Annotated in this window: 9 protein-coding genes; 7 read left to right on the top strand and 2 right to left on the bottom strand. The window is 68.1% G+C overall.

Annotated elements, in window-relative coordinates; all coding sequences use genetic code 11:
• Positions 1–124 precede the first annotated feature (124 nt).
• Genes tsaE through trxA form a run of 6 tightly spaced genes read left to right on the top strand, consistent with a single transcriptional unit; the run spans position 125 to position 9,040 of the window.
• Positions 125–568, top strand: coding sequence for a tRNA (adenosine(37)-N6)-threonylcarbamoyltransferase complex ATPase subunit type 1 TsaE (gene tsaE / locus ASE13_RS18495; protein ID WP_056620163.1), 444 nt, complete (start codon positions 125–127; stop codon positions 566–568).
• On the top strand, positions 565–1,539 hold the full coding sequence (locus tag ASE13_RS18500; RefSeq protein ID WP_200955795.1) for an aminoglycoside phosphotransferase family protein: 975 nt from the start codon (positions 565–567) through the stop codon (positions 1,537–1,539). The genes tsaE and ASE13_RS18500 overlap by 4 nt, the downstream gene beginning before the upstream one ends.
• Positions 1,536–2,291, top strand: coding sequence for a nucleotidyltransferase family protein (locus ASE13_RS18505; RefSeq protein ID WP_056619765.1), 756 nt, complete (start codon positions 1,536–1,538; stop codon positions 2,289–2,291). The genes ASE13_RS18500 and ASE13_RS18505 overlap by 4 nt, the downstream gene beginning before the upstream one ends.
• 26 nt (positions 2,292–2,317) lie before the next feature.
• On the top strand, positions 2,318–5,248 hold the full coding sequence (gene addB / locus ASE13_RS18510; protein WP_056619767.1) for a double-strand break repair protein AddB: 2,931 nt from the start codon (positions 2,318–2,320) through the stop codon (positions 5,246–5,248).
• The gene (addA, locus tag ASE13_RS18515; RefSeq protein ID WP_056619779.1) at positions 5,235–8,663 is read left to right on the top strand and encodes a double-strand break repair helicase AddA; all 3,429 of its coding nucleotides are present in this window, start codon (positions 5,235–5,237) and stop codon (positions 8,661–8,663) included. Before addB ends, addA begins: the two co-directional genes overlap by 14 nt.
• 56 nt (positions 8,664–8,719) lie before the next feature.
• A complete protein-coding gene (trxA, locus tag ASE13_RS18520; protein WP_056619782.1) occupies positions 8,720–9,040 on the top strand; it encodes a thioredoxin TrxA in 321 nt (106 codons plus the stop codon).
• 167 nt (positions 9,041–9,207) lie between these two features.
• Here the strand turns inward: trxA and ASE13_RS18525 are convergent, their stop codons facing one another.
• Entirely contained in the window at positions 9,208–11,583 is a 2,376-nt protein-coding gene (locus ASE13_RS18525; protein ID WP_056619785.1) for a penicillin acylase family protein, read from the bottom strand.
• A gap of 308 nt (positions 11,584–11,891) precedes the next feature.
• Between ASE13_RS18525 and ASE13_RS18530 the strand changes: the two genes are divergently transcribed.
• Complete coding sequence (locus ASE13_RS18530) at positions 11,892–14,915, top strand: TonB-dependent receptor plug domain-containing protein (RefSeq protein WP_056619787.1); 3,024 nt, start codon at positions 11,892–11,894, stop codon at positions 14,913–14,915.
• Positions 14,916–15,139: 224 nt separating this feature from the next.
• Here the strand turns inward: ASE13_RS18530 and ASE13_RS18535 are convergent, their stop codons facing one another.
• Positions 15,140–16,381 (bottom strand): dipeptidase, encoded by a 1,242-nt coding sequence (locus ASE13_RS18535; RefSeq protein WP_082597040.1) that lies wholly within the window; start codon positions 16,379–16,381, stop codon positions 15,140–15,142.
• Between the last annotated feature and the right edge of the window lie 51 nt (positions 16,382–16,432).

Raw genomic sequence — 16,432 nt, forward strand, 5'->3', positions numbered from 1 at the left:
GGGAGGGGGACCATTGGCGGAGCCAATGGTGGAGGGGGCTCGCCCCGAGAGAGTCCGTCGCGGCATGCCCCCTCCACCACTCGCTTCGCGAGCGGTCCCCCTCCCCGTTCCGGGGAGGATCTTGATGCTGCTCGCTTCACCCGAAGAGTCGCTCGTGCTCGGTGCGCGGCTGGCCGAGCTCGTCCGGCCGGGCGACGTGATCGCGTTGTCCGGCCCTCTGGGTGCGGGCAAGACGAGCATCGCGCGCGGGCTGCTCGCCGCGCTCGGGCTGGAAGAGGAGGCGCCGTCCCCCAGCTTTGCGATCGTTCAGCCCTACGACCCGCCGCACGTGCGTTTCCCGGTGCTGCACGTCGATCTCTATCGAATCGACGACGCCGGGGAAGCGGAGGAACTGGGCCTCGACGATGCGCGCGAGGATTCGCTGCTGATCGTCGAATGGCCCGAGCGGCTGGGCGACGAATATTGGCGCGACGCGCTGTGGCTCAGCCTGGAACTGACGCCGGACGGCGCGCGTGTCTTGACAGCCAAGGTGCCCGCGGCATGGAGGGACCGATGGCTCCTGACATGAATCCGCCCGCCGCGGCGCCCGACTTCCTGATCGCCGCCGGATGGGAGGGAGCCGAGATCCGGCCGCTCGCCGGCGACGCTTCGTTCCGCCGCTATTTCCGTGTGGTGCACCATGATCGCAGCGCGATCCTGATGGACGCGCCGCCGCCGCACGAGGATCCGCGCCCGTTCATCTCGATCGCGCGCTGGCTGACCGGGCGGGGCTTCGCGGCGCCGGCAATCCTTTCGGAGAATCTCGAGCATGGTCTCGTCCTGCTCGAGGATTTCGGCGATGCGCGACTGCGCGAGACGGTGGACGCCGCGCCCGAGAGCGAATTGCGGCTCTATGAAGAGGCGGTCGATCTGCTGATCCGGCTCGGGCAGCACGAAGCGGCGGATATCCGGGCTTATGACCTTGCCGAATATCAGCGCGAGGCGGGGCTTCTGCCCGAATGGTATGCCCCAGCGGTGGGTCTCGAAGTCGACATGCAGGGCTATGTCGATGCCTGGGATGCCGTGCTCGCGCCGCTGCTCGCGGGTCACACGCCCGTCACGGTGCTGCGCGATTACCATGCCGAGAACATCATGCTGATCGAAGGCAGTGAGAGCTTGGGCCTGCTCGATTTCCAGGACGCGTTGGCGGGGCACCCGGCCTATGACCTCGTCTCGCTGCTGCAGGACGCGCGGCGCGACGTGGCGCCCGAGCTCGAGACGGCGATGCTCGATCGCTACAAGAGGATCACCGGCGCGGGCGACAGCTTCGACGTGGCCTATCATGTGCTCGGTGCGCAGCGGAACGCCAAGATCGTCGGCATCTTCACCCGACTGTGGAAGCGCGACGGCAAGCCGCGCTATCCGGGATTGTGCCCGCGCGTCTGGGGCTATCTGGAGCGCGACCTGAAGCATCCGGGGCTCAAGCCCGTGGCCGACTGGTTCGACGCGAATATCCCTGTCGAGCTGCGCGGCGACCCTCTCGCCATCGTCGGCGAATGAGCGCGATCTATTCGCTGCGGCCGCAGCCCGAGGCGGCGGTGCCCGAAACCGCGATGGTGATGGCTGCCGGGCTCGGCAAGAGGATGCGCCCGCTGACCGCGACGCGCCCCAAGCCGCTGGTCGAAGTCGCGGGCAAGGCGCTGATCGACCACAGCATCGATCACCTGCGCACCGCGGGTGTGAAGCGCGCGATCGTCAACGTCCATTATCTCGCCGACCAGATGGAGGCGCACCTGCGCGCGCGGGTGAAGGATATCGAAGTCCTGATCTCCGACGAGCGCAAGCAGCTGATGGAGACCGGCGGCGGCATCGTCCAGGCGCGCGAACTGATCGGCAACAAGCCGTTTTTGTGCGTCAACAGCGACAATCTGTGGATCGACGGGCCGGTCGACGCGATCCGTGCCCTCGCGGCGCAGTGGGACGATGACCGGATGGATGCGCTGCTGCTGCTGATCCCGCTCGCGCGCGCCAATTGCCACAAGGGGCAGGGCGATTTCCGGCTCGACGCGATGGGGCGGATCACCGAACGGCGCAAGCCGGGGCGGCTGGCTCCGTTCGTGTTCATCGGCGTCTCGATCCTGTCGCCGCGACTGATCCGCGACTGGCCCGAGGGGCCGTTCTCGACCAATTTGTTCTTCAACCGCGCGCTGGAGGCGGGGCGGCTGTGGGGCGTGGTGCACCAGGGGCTGTGGTTCGACGTCGGCACGCCGGCGGCAGTGGCCGCGGCGGAGGCGGTGCTGGCGCAGATGTGACGCTTTCCGCTAGGGTCACCCGACCAATGCCCGAACGCCTCCATCTCTACACCATCCCGCCGCACCGCGCCTTTGCCGACGCGCTGGCGATCGGGTTGGTGCGGCGGTTCGGGAGCGATCCGCTCAAGCTGGCGCGCGGGCTCGTGCTGCTGCCCAACAACCGCGCCAAGCGCGCGATCCAGGACGCGTTTGTGCGCGCCAGCGAAGGCGGGCTGCTGCTGCCGCGGCTGGTCGCGGTCGGCGATCCGGAGCTCGACGAGGCCGTGTTCGACCGCGCCGACGATGCGGAGCCGATCCCGCCCGCGGTCGACCCGCTCCAGCGCCGGATGATCCTCGCGCGGCTGATCCAGGAAGCGGGCGCGCCGGTCGACGCCGCGGAGGCGGTGCGGCTGGCGGGCGAGCTCGCCACCACGCTCGACCAGCTGCTGATCGAGGAAGTCGCCCCGCGCGCGCTCAAGGAGATCGAGCTCAGCCAGGAACTGTCGGCGCATTGGGAGCGCTCGCTCGAACTGTTCGAAGTGGTGCTGACGCGCTGGCCGAAGGAACTCGAGCGGCTCGGGCGGATCGATCTTGCCGAGCGGCGGCGGCGGCTGATCGACAAGATGGCGAAGCGGTGGCAGATCGCGCCGCCCGAGGGGTTCGTCTGTGCCGCGGGTATCACCGCCTCCGCGCCGGCCTTCGCGCGGCTGCTGCGCACCGTCGCGGAGCTGCCGCAGGGGATGGTGGTGCTGCCCGGGCTCGCGACCGGGATCAGCGAGGCCGAATGGGACGCGCTCGGGCCGCACAAGTCCGATCCGGTCACTGGACGGCGGCGGCGAAGCCTCGAAAGCCACCCGCAATTCCACCTGAAGCTGCTGCTCGACCGGATGGGCGTGCATCGCAGCGAATTCGACCCGTGGCGGGTGGTCAGCGACCACGATGCGCCGCCCGCGCGCAGCAAGGCGATTGCCTCGGCGATGGCGCCGTCCGAGCTGACGCATGGCTGGACGTCACTTCCCGCTGCCGAACGCCGCCTCGACGGCGTGCGCGTGCTCGACGTCGCGACTCCCGCCGAGGAGGCGCAGGGCATCGCGCTGGCGCTGCGCGAAGTGCTGGAGACGCCGGGGCGGACTGCGGCTTTGGTCACGCCCGACCGCGCGCTCGCCCGGCGTGTCGCGGCGCATTGCGCGCGTTGGGGGATCGCGGTCGACGATTCGGCGGGGCAGCCGCTGTCGATCCTGCCGCCGGGGACCTTGCTGCTCGCGCTTGCTGACGCCGCCGCGCAGGGTTTCGCGCCTTTGCCGTTGCTGACCCTGCTCAAGCATCCGTTGACGATGGCGGGCAGGCGCGCCGAATGGCTGGAGGGCGTGCGGCTGCTCGATCGTGCACTGCGGGGGCCGAGGCCGGCGCCGGGGCTTGGCGGGATCGACCGGCATCTGGCCGAGCAGGACGGACGCGACGGGCATCTGCGCCTGGCGGCGGAGCGCTGGTGGCCGGAGGCTCGGGCGCTGCTCGCGCCGCTGGAGGCGTTGTTCGCGGGCGGGCCGCAGCCGGTGCCGGCGCTGCTGGCGGCGCTGCGCGAGACGGCGCAGGCGCTCGGTGGCGACGCGCTCTGGGCGCGTGCCGAGGGGCGCGAGGCGGCGAACCTGCTCGATGCCGCCGAACGTGAGGCGGCGAACGGCCCGCCACGCGCGGAGCCCGAGACGCTCGCGCCGATGCTGCGCACCTTGATGGAGGAAGTCGCGGTACGGCCGCCGCAGGGCGGGCATCCGCGGCTCTCGATCCTCGGCCTGATCGAGGCGCGGCTGCAGACTGCCGACTTGATGATCCTCGGCGGACTGAACGAAGGCGTGTGGCCGGGGCTGCCCGCGCCCGATCCGTGGCTCGCGCCGCGGATCCGGGCGGAATTGGGGCTGCCGGGGCTGGAGCGCCGAATCGGACTTTCGGCGCATGATCTGGCCGGGGCGCTGGGGGCGCCGCAGGTGCTGCTCACGCGGGCGCGACGAGACGCCAGCGCGCCGACCATCGCCTCGCGCTTCTGGCTGCGGCTCGAGGCACTGTCGGGTGGGCTGGAGCGGGCAGGGGAGATCGAGGCGTGGCTGCGCGGGATCGATGATCCGGGCGAGCATCTGCCCGCCGATCGGCCCGCACCGCAACCGCCGGTGGAACTGCGGCCCAAAATGCTGTCGGTCACCGAGGTCGACCGGCTCAAGGCCGACCCTTACGCTTTCTACGCGCGGCGGATGCTGCGGCTGATGCCGCTCGATCCGGTCGATGCCGATCCGAGCGCGGCGTGGCGCGGCACTGCGGTACATGCGGTGCTCGAACGCTGGTTCGAGGAGGACGATTGCGCGCCGGACAAATTGCGCGCGCGGGCCGAGGCGATGCTGGCCGACGAGCGGACCCATCCGATGATGCGCGCCTTGTGGGCGCCACGGCTGATGGAGGCGATCGAATGGATCGCGGCCGCCATCGCCGCCGACCCGTCGCGCAAGGTGATTGCGGTGGAGAAACGCGGCGTGATCCCGTTCGCGGGGGTGGAGCTCAGCGGCACCTTCGACCGGATCGACCGGATGGGCGACGGCAGCCTCGCGATCGTCGACTACAAGACCGGCAAGCCGCCGAGCCTCGCCGCGGTGCGCGAGGGGTTCAGCCTCCAGCTCGGGCTGCTCGGCCTGATCGCCGAGCGTGGCGGGTTCGAAGGGATCGAGGGTCGCGCGAAGCAGTTCGAATATTGGTCACTGTCGAAGAACAGCCGCGGGACGTTCGGCTATATCGAAAGCCCGTGCGATCCGAAGCGCCGCGATTACCTGCCTGCGGACGACTTCATCGACCGCGCGGTGGCGCAGTTCGAGGGCGCCGCGCGGATGTGGCTGACGGGGGACGAGCCGTTCACGGCCAAGCTCCACCCCGATTACGCGCCCTATGCCGAATATGACCAGCTGATGCGGCGCGACGAATGGTATGGGCGTGACTGAAGCCCGCACGCTCCACCCCCTCAAGGGAAATCAGCGCCGTGCCAGCGATCCCGCGCGCCATATCTGGCTCTCCGCCTCGGCGGGGACGGGCAAGACGCAGGTGCTCGCAGCGCGGGTGTGGCGGCTGCTGCTCGCCGATATGGATCCCGGCGCGATCCTGTGCCTGACCTTCACCAAGGCGGGCGCGGCGGAGATGTCCGAGCGGATCACCAGCCGGCTGGCGCGTTGGGTGCGCGCCAGCGACAAGGAGCTGGTCGCCGATCTCGAGGCGCTGGGCGAGAGCATTTCTCCCGAGGGCCGCGCGCGCGCGCGGACGCTGTTCGCCAAGGTTCTCGACGCGCCGGGCGGGGGGATCCGCATCCAGACGATCCACAGCTTCTGCCAGTCGCTGCTTTCGGCCTTTCCGGTCGAGGCGGGGTTGGTCCCGGGCTTCCGGCCGCTCGACCAGCGCGAGGAAGCGGTGCTCGCGCGCGAGGCACTGGCCGAAATGCTGATCGATGCTGGACGGGGCGGCCGCACCGGGCTGATCGACGCGGTCGGTGCGCTCAGCCTCAGGCTGGGGGAGGGTAAGGCCGAGGCGTTCCTGAAGATGTGCGCGTCGAATGCCGAGGCGATGGATGCGTTGCCCAGCGGCATCCAGCCCTTCCTGCGCCGCGCGATGGATTTGCCCTCCGGCGACATCGGCGCCGAGATCGAGCGAAGCTGCGGCGACGACGCGTTCGATCTCGCGGGGTTGCGCGAAATCGCCGCGATGAACGCGAATTGGGGCACCAAATCGGGGCTCGCGCGTGCCGAGGAGATTGCGATGTGGCTGACGCTGCCGCCGGGCAAGCGTGCGCTGCGGCTGGCCGATCTCCACGGCGTGTGGGCGACCGCCAAGGGCGAGCCGCGCTCATTCGGAAAGGGACAGGCGCCGCAGGAGCCGGGGTACGCGGATATCGCGATGCGGCTGCACGGGCGTTGCGCCGAATTGCTCGGGATGAAGGCCCAGGCCGAGTTCGCCGACCTGCTCGCGCGCGGGCTGGAGGCGGGGCGGGCCTATGCCGATACCTATGCACGGGCGAAGCGGCGGGTGGGCGCGGTCGATTTCAACGACCTGATCCGCCGCACCGTCGAGCTGCTCGGCCAGCCGGGGATGGGCGAATGGGTGCGTTACAAGCTCGATCAGGTGACCGAGCATGTCCTGATCGACGAAGCGCAGGACACCAATCCGCAGCAATGGGCGATCGTCAGCAAGATCGTCGACGAGTTCTTCGTCGGCGAGGGCACGCGCGCCGAGCGGGTGCGCACACTGTTCACCGTGGGCGACTACAAGCAGGCGATCTTCGGCTTCCAGGGCACCGATCCGATCTATTTCCGCGCGGCGTTCGAGCGGTTCCGCGCGCTCTCGAATTTCCGGCCCGATGCCGGGTTCGACGTGGAGCCCCGCCCGGTCGAGGAATTGTCGCTGACGCACAGCTTCCGCTCGACCGCACCGGTGCTCGAATTCGTCGACGCAGCGATCGGCGAGCTGCCCGAGCCCGGCATGGGCACCGACGGCGAATTGCACGCCAGCGAAGTGCCCGGCCCCGGCACGGTGACGCTGTGGACGCCGACGATCGAGGGCGGCACCGAGGCCGAGGAAGAGGGATGGGTCCGCGACGCGACCCGCGAGCATGCCAAGCGGATCGCCCAGGCGATCAAGACCTGGCTCGCGGACGGGATGATGCTGGAGAGCAAGGGCCGTGCGCTCCGTCCCGAGGATGTGATGATCCTCGTCAAGCGCCGCGGCGAGCTCGCCTCGCTGATCGTCGCGCGGCTCTATGCCGAGGGGGTGCCGGTGGCGGGAGTCGACCGGCTGCGGCTCAATGCGCCGCTGGCGGTGCAGGATCTGCTCGCGGCGGTGCGCTTCGTGCTCCAGCCCGAGGACGATCTGTCGCTGGCCTCGCTGTTGGTCTCGCCGCTGATCGGCTGGAGCCAGGACGAACTGATGGCAGCGGCGCTCCGGCCCCGACACGCGTCGCTGTGGAGCCATTTGCGCGACACCGCTCGGGACCGGATTGCGCCGCTGGAGGCTTTGCTCAACCGCGCGGATTTCACCACGCCCTATCGCTTCCTCGAGGAGATTCTCTCGGGGCCGCTCGACGGGCGCCGGAAACTGCTGCTGCGGCTGGGCGAGGAAGCACGCGATCCGATCGAGGAACTGCTCAACGCCGCGCTCAATTTCGAGAATGTCGCGACGCCTTCGCTCCAGCGCTTCCTAGACTGGTTCGATCGCGGCGATGTCGAGATCGTCCGCGACGCCGCCCAGCCGGCCGGGGCGGTGCGGGTGATGACTGCGCACGGCGCCAAGGGGCTGCAGGCGCCTTTGGTGATCCTTGCCGATGCGACCGTGGATCCGACGCGGAGCCCGCGCGATTTCCTGCTCTGGGCGCCGGAGGAGCATGAGGGTGCGCCGTTCCCGATCTTCCGGCCGCGCACGGCGGAGCGGGGCGGGGCGCTCGATGCCGTGGTCGCGCAGATCGATGCGCGCGAGCTGCAGGAACATTGGCGGCTGTTCTACGTCGCGGCGACGCGTGCCGAGGAGCGGCTGGTGATCACTGGCGCGCTGGGTCCGCAGGCCAAAGGCGAGCCGCCCGCCGCGAGCTGGTACGCGGCCTGTGCACGGGCCTTCGATGCGCTGGGGGTGGCGGAAGGCGATGTCCGGGAATTCCGCGGGCTCGCGCCGCCTGCGGCTGTTACGGCGGTTGCTCGGACGATGGAGGCGGAAGCTGCGCATCCGGCGCTGCCCGAATGGATCGCGCGGCCGGCCCCCCAGGAAGCCCGTCCGCCGCGGCCGCTCGCGCCGTCATCATTGGGCGACGACAGCGTCGCCGATCCGCCGCCCGGCCCCGCGATGCGCGTCGCTGCCGAGCGCGGGCGCCTGCTGCATGCGTTGTTCGAACGATTGCCCGCGCTCGCACCCGACATGCGCGAGGCGGCGGCCGAACGCTGGCTGGCCGGGCCGGCCGGTGTCGCGGATGCCGCGGCACGCGCGGAGATTGCGGGTGCGGCGCTGGCGGTGATCGGCGATCCGCGCTTTTCTGCTTTGTTCGCGCCCGATGCGCTCGCCGAGGCGCCGATCGCGGCGGTGGTCGAGGGGCTGGTCGTGTCGGGCACGGTCGACCGGCTGGTGGTCGGCCCCGACAGCGTCCGGGTCGTCGACTTCAAGACCGGGCGGCGGGCGCCGGGCAGCGTCGAGGATATCCCGCCTTACCATCTGCGGCAGATGGCGGCCTATTCCGCGGCATTGGCGGTGATCTTTCCCGGGCGGCGGATCGAGGCGGCATTGCTCTATACTGCGGGGCCGACGCTGCACGTTCTGCCGGGCGATCTGCTCGAAGCGCACAAGGCGGACTTGGTTGCCACGGAGCAAAGCTTGGCCTCGCGCGCTTGAGCCGAGAGCGCCGGAGACATAGATACACCATCAAGAACCTATCAGGAGACGTTTCCATGGCCACTCAGGCTACCACCGACGCCAGCTTCGACGCCGATGTCCTCCAGGCGGACAAGCCTGTGCTCGTGGATTTCTGGGCCGAGTGGTGCGGACCATGCCGGATGATCGCGCCGGCGCTCGAGGAAATCGCCGCCGAACTCGGCGAGCAAGTCAACATCGTCAAGCTCGACATCGACGCGAACCCCGATGCGCCGACCAAATATGGCGTGCGCGGCATCCCGACGATGATCCTGTTCAAGAACGGCCAGGTCGCCGCGACCCAGGTCGGCGCGATGCCCAAGAGCGGCATCAAGCAGTGGATCGAGCGCGAGCTCTGATCGAGGACTCATATTTCTTCGTCACCCCGGCCTTGAGCCGGGGTCCCGCTGCCTTCGGGCCGGGCAGAAGAAGCGGGATCCCGGCTCAAGGCCGGGATGACGACAAGGGGTTTCGCGATGGACGCGGTATAGCTGTTATGAATCAACAGCTTGTATAGGTTCTCACCCTAGGAGCTATTCGGCCTCAGCGTGGTGCGGCCGGCGGCCTGGCCGTCGACCGCGCCGCGGCTGAACAGCATCGGTTGCATCCTTCCCTCGATCCACGGCGCATATTGGTCGCGATAATGCGGCGAGCGCGGGTCGTTGGACTGGCCGGGCAGGTTGAGCATCAGCGAATTATCCCACGCGCCGACGTCGATGACCTGCAGATAGCTCGCGCCGCCGCCGACGCGCCAGCCCGGGCCGCTGCCCAGCCAGCGCGCCATCACCGTGTAGGAATCGCCGCCCGTTCCCCTGCCTTCGATGGCGGGAAAGGCGGCGGCGATCGCCGGAATGCGCGACAGCGGATGCTGGATGCGTACCTGATGGAGCGTGTCCCAGCGCCACGCGGCGGGATCGGCGCCGAGCAATTCGCGTGCCGAGGTCCAGGCGGCAGCGAGCGCGGCATCGAGCATCGCATCGCGCGCCGCTTGCGGATCCACGCCGAGGCGCGCGTCGGGCTTGGCGAACAGGCCGAGCAGCACCGAGGGGGCGATCTCCGTGACGAGGTGCTTCGCCCGGGCGGGGACGATCGCGGCGAGCATGCGCCTGCCGAGATCGCGCCACAATATCTCGAAGAGCACCGCCGCTCCGCTGTTCGCGTCGAGCCGCGCATCCCATTGGCGCAGCATCGCGACTGCCGGCTGCGCGGCGAGCGAAGGGCGTTCGGGCAGAAGCGCGAGCAACTGCCGGGCGGGCGTCGACAGCGTATCATGGTGGAGCGCGACGCTGTCGGCGAGGCTGTGCCGCTCCTGATGCGAGAGGACATCGACGATCCGTTCGTAGCGATAGGGATCGCGGAACGAGAATGCGGGGATGCGATTACGCGGCCAATCCGCGGGCAGATTGTTCTGGTTGGCCGAGGCGAACCAGCCTTTCGACGGGTTGTACTCGTTGGGCAGCGCTTCGAAATCGCGCATGCCCGTCCAGTCGTAGCGGCCGTCGCCGGGCACCGGAAGCAGCCCGTCGCCCTTCTTGCGCACCGGCGCATAGCCGATCACCTGCCAGCCGGTGTTTCCGTCCATATCGGCGTAATGGAAGTTGGTCGGCGAGGGGTGCAGGCGGAACGCCGATTTGCGCAGGCTCTTCCAGTCCTTGGCAAGGTTGATCGCAATCATTGCGAACGAACCACAGGCGCCCGGCTGCATCGCGATCGAGGCGATTGCAGTCGCGCGCCGCCGGGCCGGATTGTACGACACCACCGGCCCCTGTTCGGAGTAACGCAGCGTCACGCTCTGCAGCGATCCACCACGCACCGGAATCGCTACTTCCACCCGGCGGAACCGTTTCCAGCCGCCGTCATGGCGATAGCGCTCGGGATCTTCGGGATCGAGCTCGAGCACGAACAGATCGAGCTGGTCGATATGGAAGTTGGTGCGGCCGAACGCGAAGCGATCGGTGTGGCCCTGCATGATCCCGGGCAGTCCGGGCGAGCCGCCGCCGATCACGTCGAGCCCCGGCGCGCTCAGATGCGCGACATGGCGCGGGCCGAAGCCGCCGATGCCGAGATGCGGATCGTTGGCGAGGATCGGGCGCCCGGTGGCAGTGCGCGAGGGCGCGACGGTCCAGGCGTTGCTACCGGCATTGGCGCGTTCGGCCGGGCCCGCGGCGGGATCGGCGACCGGCGTCTCCGCACTGAACGGCAGGCTGCCGAGCTGCAGCATCCCCAGATCGGCCACCGACACCGCCGCCACGTCCAGCCCCTCGGGGACCTTCATCTCCCAGGCGGGACGGAGCGGCGCGATGATCGCGTCGAGATCGAGCAGACCCAGCGCCGCGAGTTGAGCGCGGCGGACTTCGTCATCGGCATTGTCGATCGAGGCGCCGCGCGGGATCACGAGATCCTGCAGGTCCCAGCGAAGCGGCGTGACGTCGAGGATCTTGTATTCGAGCGGCAGCAGCGAACGATCGGCGGCCACTTCGTCGATGCGCGCGTTGATCCCCGCGACATAGGCGCGGGCGCAGGCGAGCACGTCGTCGGGCACGTCGCGCAGCTCGGCACCGAGATCGCCGCGATAATGGAAGAGGCGGGCGGTCGCGTCGTGCTTCGCGAAGCCCGGCCCGAACGCTTCGGCGAGGCGGCCGAGCTCGCGACGGTGCGAGAGATCGAGCTGGAACAGCCGGTCGCGCGCGACGACATAGCCCTGACCGAAAAAGGCGTCGGGGATCGATGCCGCGCGGATGTGCGGCACGCCATAGACGTCGTCGACGATCTCGATCTGCGCGCCAGCTCCGCGCACGACGGTCTCGCGCGCCTGTGCTAGCCGTATGCGCCCGAGCGCCGCCACGGGCGCCAGTGCGAGCGCAGCAGAGGAGCCCAGCAAGAAGGAACGACGATCGAACACGGCAATCTTCCCGCTATGGCATTTCGGGCGCGAAGCTAGCGCCGCGCGCGCGACCCCGTCTCATGGCGAGGGCTACCCTACCCATAAGGTCAGGTTATGGCCGCGACCCATAGTCGGCGGCTATGGCCCGATAAAGCCATAGAACCCCGTGGCCGGTTGACGCTTCGCGCGACCACGGCGCACCTTCGCTTTCGGCATATCCCATGCAATCCAAGAGAGATTGCAGCGATGTGCGATGCATTGCCGCGGAGGGCGTGCGCACGGGCCGGTTCGCCGGTCCCGATAATTCATCCCAAGGGGGGTCGATAATGACGAATCCACGCCGGCAAGCGGATCTTGCAAGTTTCTCGAGCATGGCCGCGCTGGCGCTGGCCTCTCTGATGGCATTGCCCGCGGCGGCGCAGACGGCGGGGTCCGGCACCGCGACGGTGCAGGAGGCTCCGGCCCAGAGCGAAGCGACGGACGAGGACGAACTGGTCGTCACCGGCACGCGCGTCGTTCGCGATGGCTTCCAGGCGCCGACGCCGCTCACGGTGCTGACCAAGGAGGATATCGACAACACCTCGCCGACCAACAATATCGCCGATTTCGTCAATCAGCTGCCGCAGCTCGCCGGTTCGACCAAGCCGGCCAATTCGCGCCTCAACATCTCGAACGGCTCGGCAGGCATCAACGCGCTCAACATGCGCAACCTGGGCGAGGGCCGCGTGCTGGTCCTGGTCGATGGCCGCCGCTCGGTCGGTTCGACCATCTATGGGTGGGTCGATATCAACACCATTCCGCAGGCGCTGGTCGACCGCGTCGAGGTGGTGACCGGCGGCGCATCGTCCGCTTATGGTTCGGACGCGGTTTCCGGCGTGGTCAATTTCGTGCTCAACAAGAAGCTGGAGGGCCTGCGGGTCGAGGGCGACGTCGGCGTCACCACCGTGGGCGACGGCTTCAACTATTCGGGCAGCATCTCGGGCGGCACTTCGTTCGCCGACGGCCGCGGCCACGCCATCTTCAACGCCGAGATCGCGCACCAGGACGGCATCTTCTCGGTCGACCCGGGCGATCGCCCGTGGAACCACACCGGCTATGTGCAATATTCGGATCCTGCCTGGGTCAGCGGGGTCAGCACCACGCCGCGATGGATCACGACCAGGCGTCCGGTCGGCCAGACGAACCAGGCGCCGGGCGGCTTCATCACCGGCTCGGCCGGCGGTGTCGCGAATCGGCTGCGGGGACTCTATTTCGGCCAGAACGGCCAGGTGATTCCGTTTCAGTACGGCGCCATTACCTCTCCGGCATTGGGCAGCGGCAGCGCTCCCACCCGGACGGTGGGCGGAGACTGGCAGCTCAATGATTCGGGCCGCCGGATCGGGCTCAACCCCGAGGACGATCGCTGGGGCGTGTTCGGCCGCCTGAGCTTCGAGGTCGCGGACGGCGTCGAGCTCTTCGCGGAGGGATCGTACAATCGGCAGGAAGTGTTCTTCAACGCCGGGCCCAATTTGTCGTCGTTCACGATGAACACCACTGGCTGCACGACCGTCCCGGTTCCGATCACCTGCAACGCCTATGCGCTCCAGACCCTGGGTGCCGCGCAGCTCGCCGGCATCACCAGCGTCAGCGTCAGCACGACGGCGGCCGACCTGCCGTTCCGCGGCATCAACAACGAGCGCAAGGTGCAGCGCTATGTGATCGGCGCGGAGGGCAGTTTCGACGCCTTCGGCCGGGGTGCGCACTGGGACGTTTTCGCGCAGTACAGCCGCTCCGACCTGCACGAGCAGCTTCGCAACATCATGAACGTCACCCGTCTGGCCAATGCGACCGCCTCGGCCTTCGCTCCGGCCGGAAATGCCGGCGGCTATGCGGCCGGTTCGATCCAGTGCCTGATCAACGTCGATGCCAGCACGACCAACAACGATCCGAACTGCGTGCCGCTCAATCGCCTGGGCGTCGGCGTCGCCAACCCCGCGGCGATCGATTATGCGCTGGGCGACCCGTATCGCGATCAGGTGATGGAGCAGTTCGTCACCGGCGCCAATCTGTCGTTGACGCCGTTCGCCACCTGGGCGGGCGATGTCAGCGTCGCGGTGGGCGGCGAATATCGCGAGGAGAAGATCCGCGGCTCGGTGCCCACCGAGTTCCAGCCGATCGTCACCACCACCGGCACGACCAACCAATGGTCGGTCGGCAACTATCTGCCCTTCACCGGCAAGTATAATGTGAAGGAAGCCTATCTCGAGACCGTGGTTCCGCTGGGCCTGGGGCTCGAGTTCAACGGCGCGGTGCGCGCCACCGATTATTCGAACGCGGGCTATGTCACTACCTGGAAGCTGGGTGCGACCTGGCAGCCGATCGAGGACATCCGCTTCCGCGTGACGCGCTCGCGCGACATCCGCGCACCCAACCTCAACGAGCTCTACCAGGCGGGTACGGCGAACAGCGACACGGTGGGAAATCCCAATTTCGTCCCTGGTGGCACCGGGACGAGCGGGACCCAGAGGTTCGGCTATTCGGGCCTCGTCACCGGCAATCCGGACCTGAAGCCCGAGGTTGCCAATTCGTGGAACATCGGCGCCGTGCTCTCGCCGCGTTTCCTGCCGGGCTTCACTGCCTCGGCCGATTATTTCCGTATCGACTTGTCGGGCGCGATCGACTCGATCAGCGCGCAGGAGATCGTCAATCGCTGTGCCGAGGGTAACCAGAGTTTCTGCGACGCGATCACGGAGGATACGAGCCGCTCGACGCCGAATTCGCCCTATCTGCTGATCCGCAGCCAGCCGTTCAACTTCGTGAGCAGGCTGGTGCGCGGTATCGACTTCGATGCTGCGTACCGCTTCAAACTCGGCAGCGCGGACAGCTTCACGATCAAGGGCACCGCAACGCGCTATATCGAGAACATCGTCAACACCGGCATCCCGGGAACCACGCCGGTCAACACCGTCGGCGTGAACGGCGGCCAGGCAAGCACGCCGACCTGGATCTTCCGCGGCAGCGCGACCTATGCCACCCCGAGCTTCTCGGCCACGGTCACCGGCCGCGGTGTGAGCGCAGGCCGATATGATGCCAACGGCGTCGAGTGCCAGACCGGATGCCCGATCACCACCACGAGCTCGCAGACCCAGACCTATGACGACAACAATGTCTCGGGGCTGTTCTACGTCGACCTGAACCTCTCGCAGAAGATCGTCATGAGCGGTTCCGAAGCGCAGTTCTTCTTCAACGTGACCAACCTGTTCAACCGCTGGCCGCTGCTGCTGCCGGAGACCGGCCTGGCCGCGAACAGCACCTATTCGGACCTGCTCGGCCGGCAGTTCCGGGTCGGCATCCGCTTCAACCTGAAGTGAGGGGGTGGGCGCCGGAGCCGATGCGGCTCCGGCGCCTCGTGGTCAGGTCGGGGACTCATATCCAAAACGCGTCATCCCCGCGAAAGCGGGGATCCATCTCCTGAGCGAGCGGCAAAATGCGCCGGTGCGCATGTGGAAACTGTTGGAGATGGGTCCCCGCTTTCGCGGGGATGACGAAAGGGGGTAGTCTTAAGCTAATTCAATGACTTGAATAGCTCCTGGCCCTAGTTCCCGCGCCCGCGCTCGGCCGCCTCGACGATGCGCAGGATGTTGCCGCTCCACATCTTGGCGAGATCGGTATCGGAATAGCCTGCGGCGCGCAGCCGCTCGGTGACCTTGGGCAGCGCCGAGATGTCCTCGATCCCCGGCAGCCCGCCGCCGCCGTCCCAGTCCGCGCCGAAGCAGACATGGTCGACGCCCGCCACTTCGATCACGTGCAGCACCATCGCCATGTAGCGCTCGAAATCGGCGGCCCAGATCGGCTGGGTCGCGTCGAGCGCGCGCCAGCGGCGCGTGAGATCGGCCTGCTCTTCCGGCGAGAGATCGGCGATATGCTCGTATTTGCCAAATAATGCAGCGCGCTCGGGCGTCATGTTCATGTTTGACAGGAAGATCGTGCTCGCGCAGATCGCGCCGCCCTTGGCCGCCAGCTTGCGAATGCGGCCATCGTCGAGGTTGCGAGGATGGTCGAACGCCCAGCGCCCGCTCGAATGCGAGAGGAGCAACGGCGTTTTCGACAGTTCGAGCATCTGGTCGAACGTGGCGTCCGACGAATGGCTGGCGTCGATCACCATGCCCAGCCGATTCATCTCCTTCACCCATCGGCGCCCGAGGGGTGAGAGGCCATTCCATTTGGGCTTGTCCCCAGAGGAATCGGCGAACTGGTTGTTGGCGCCGTGCACCGGCCCTGCCAGCCGCACGCCGCGATCGTGGAACTCCTCGAGCAGCGAGAGGTCCTCGCCAAGCGGATAGCTGTTCTCCATGCTCTTGAAAGCAACCAATTTGCCTTCGGCATTCAGCCGCCGGGCATCCGCGGAAGTTAGCGCACGCCCGATCCGATCGGGGAACTTGGCGAGGGTGGCGTCGATCAGATCCGAACGACCGCGCGCATAAGCGAGCGCGTCGGCATAGCCCTTGGCCGTCAGCGGCCCCTGCTCGGTATAGATCGCGAAGAAGCCGCCATCGAGCGCGCCGGCTTCCATCCGTTCGAGATCGACCTGGACGAGGTCGGTCGCCGGATCGTGATGTCCCGCAAAGCTCCAGCCGGGCCGGGCGAAGTGGAGCGGCGTATCGAGGTGCGTGTCGAGCACGAGGAAATCGCGGTGCGACTTGTGCGATGGACCTGCCTGTGTGGTCGCACAGCCGGCGAGGAGGAGAAGGACGAGCCCAAACTTCCCCCTCCCTTTTAGGGAGGGGTTAGGGGTGGGTAAGAAAAGGTTGGGCTCGATGCCCGGCCTTTTCTTCATTCCACGCAGCTCGATGGGCTCCCCCGGCCTTCGCCGGGGTCGCACCCACCC

The sequence above is a fragment of the Sphingomonas sp. Root241 genome, assembly GCF_001428865.1.
Taxonomy (GTDB): domain Bacteria; phylum Pseudomonadota; class Alphaproteobacteria; order Sphingomonadales; family Sphingomonadaceae; genus Sphingomonas.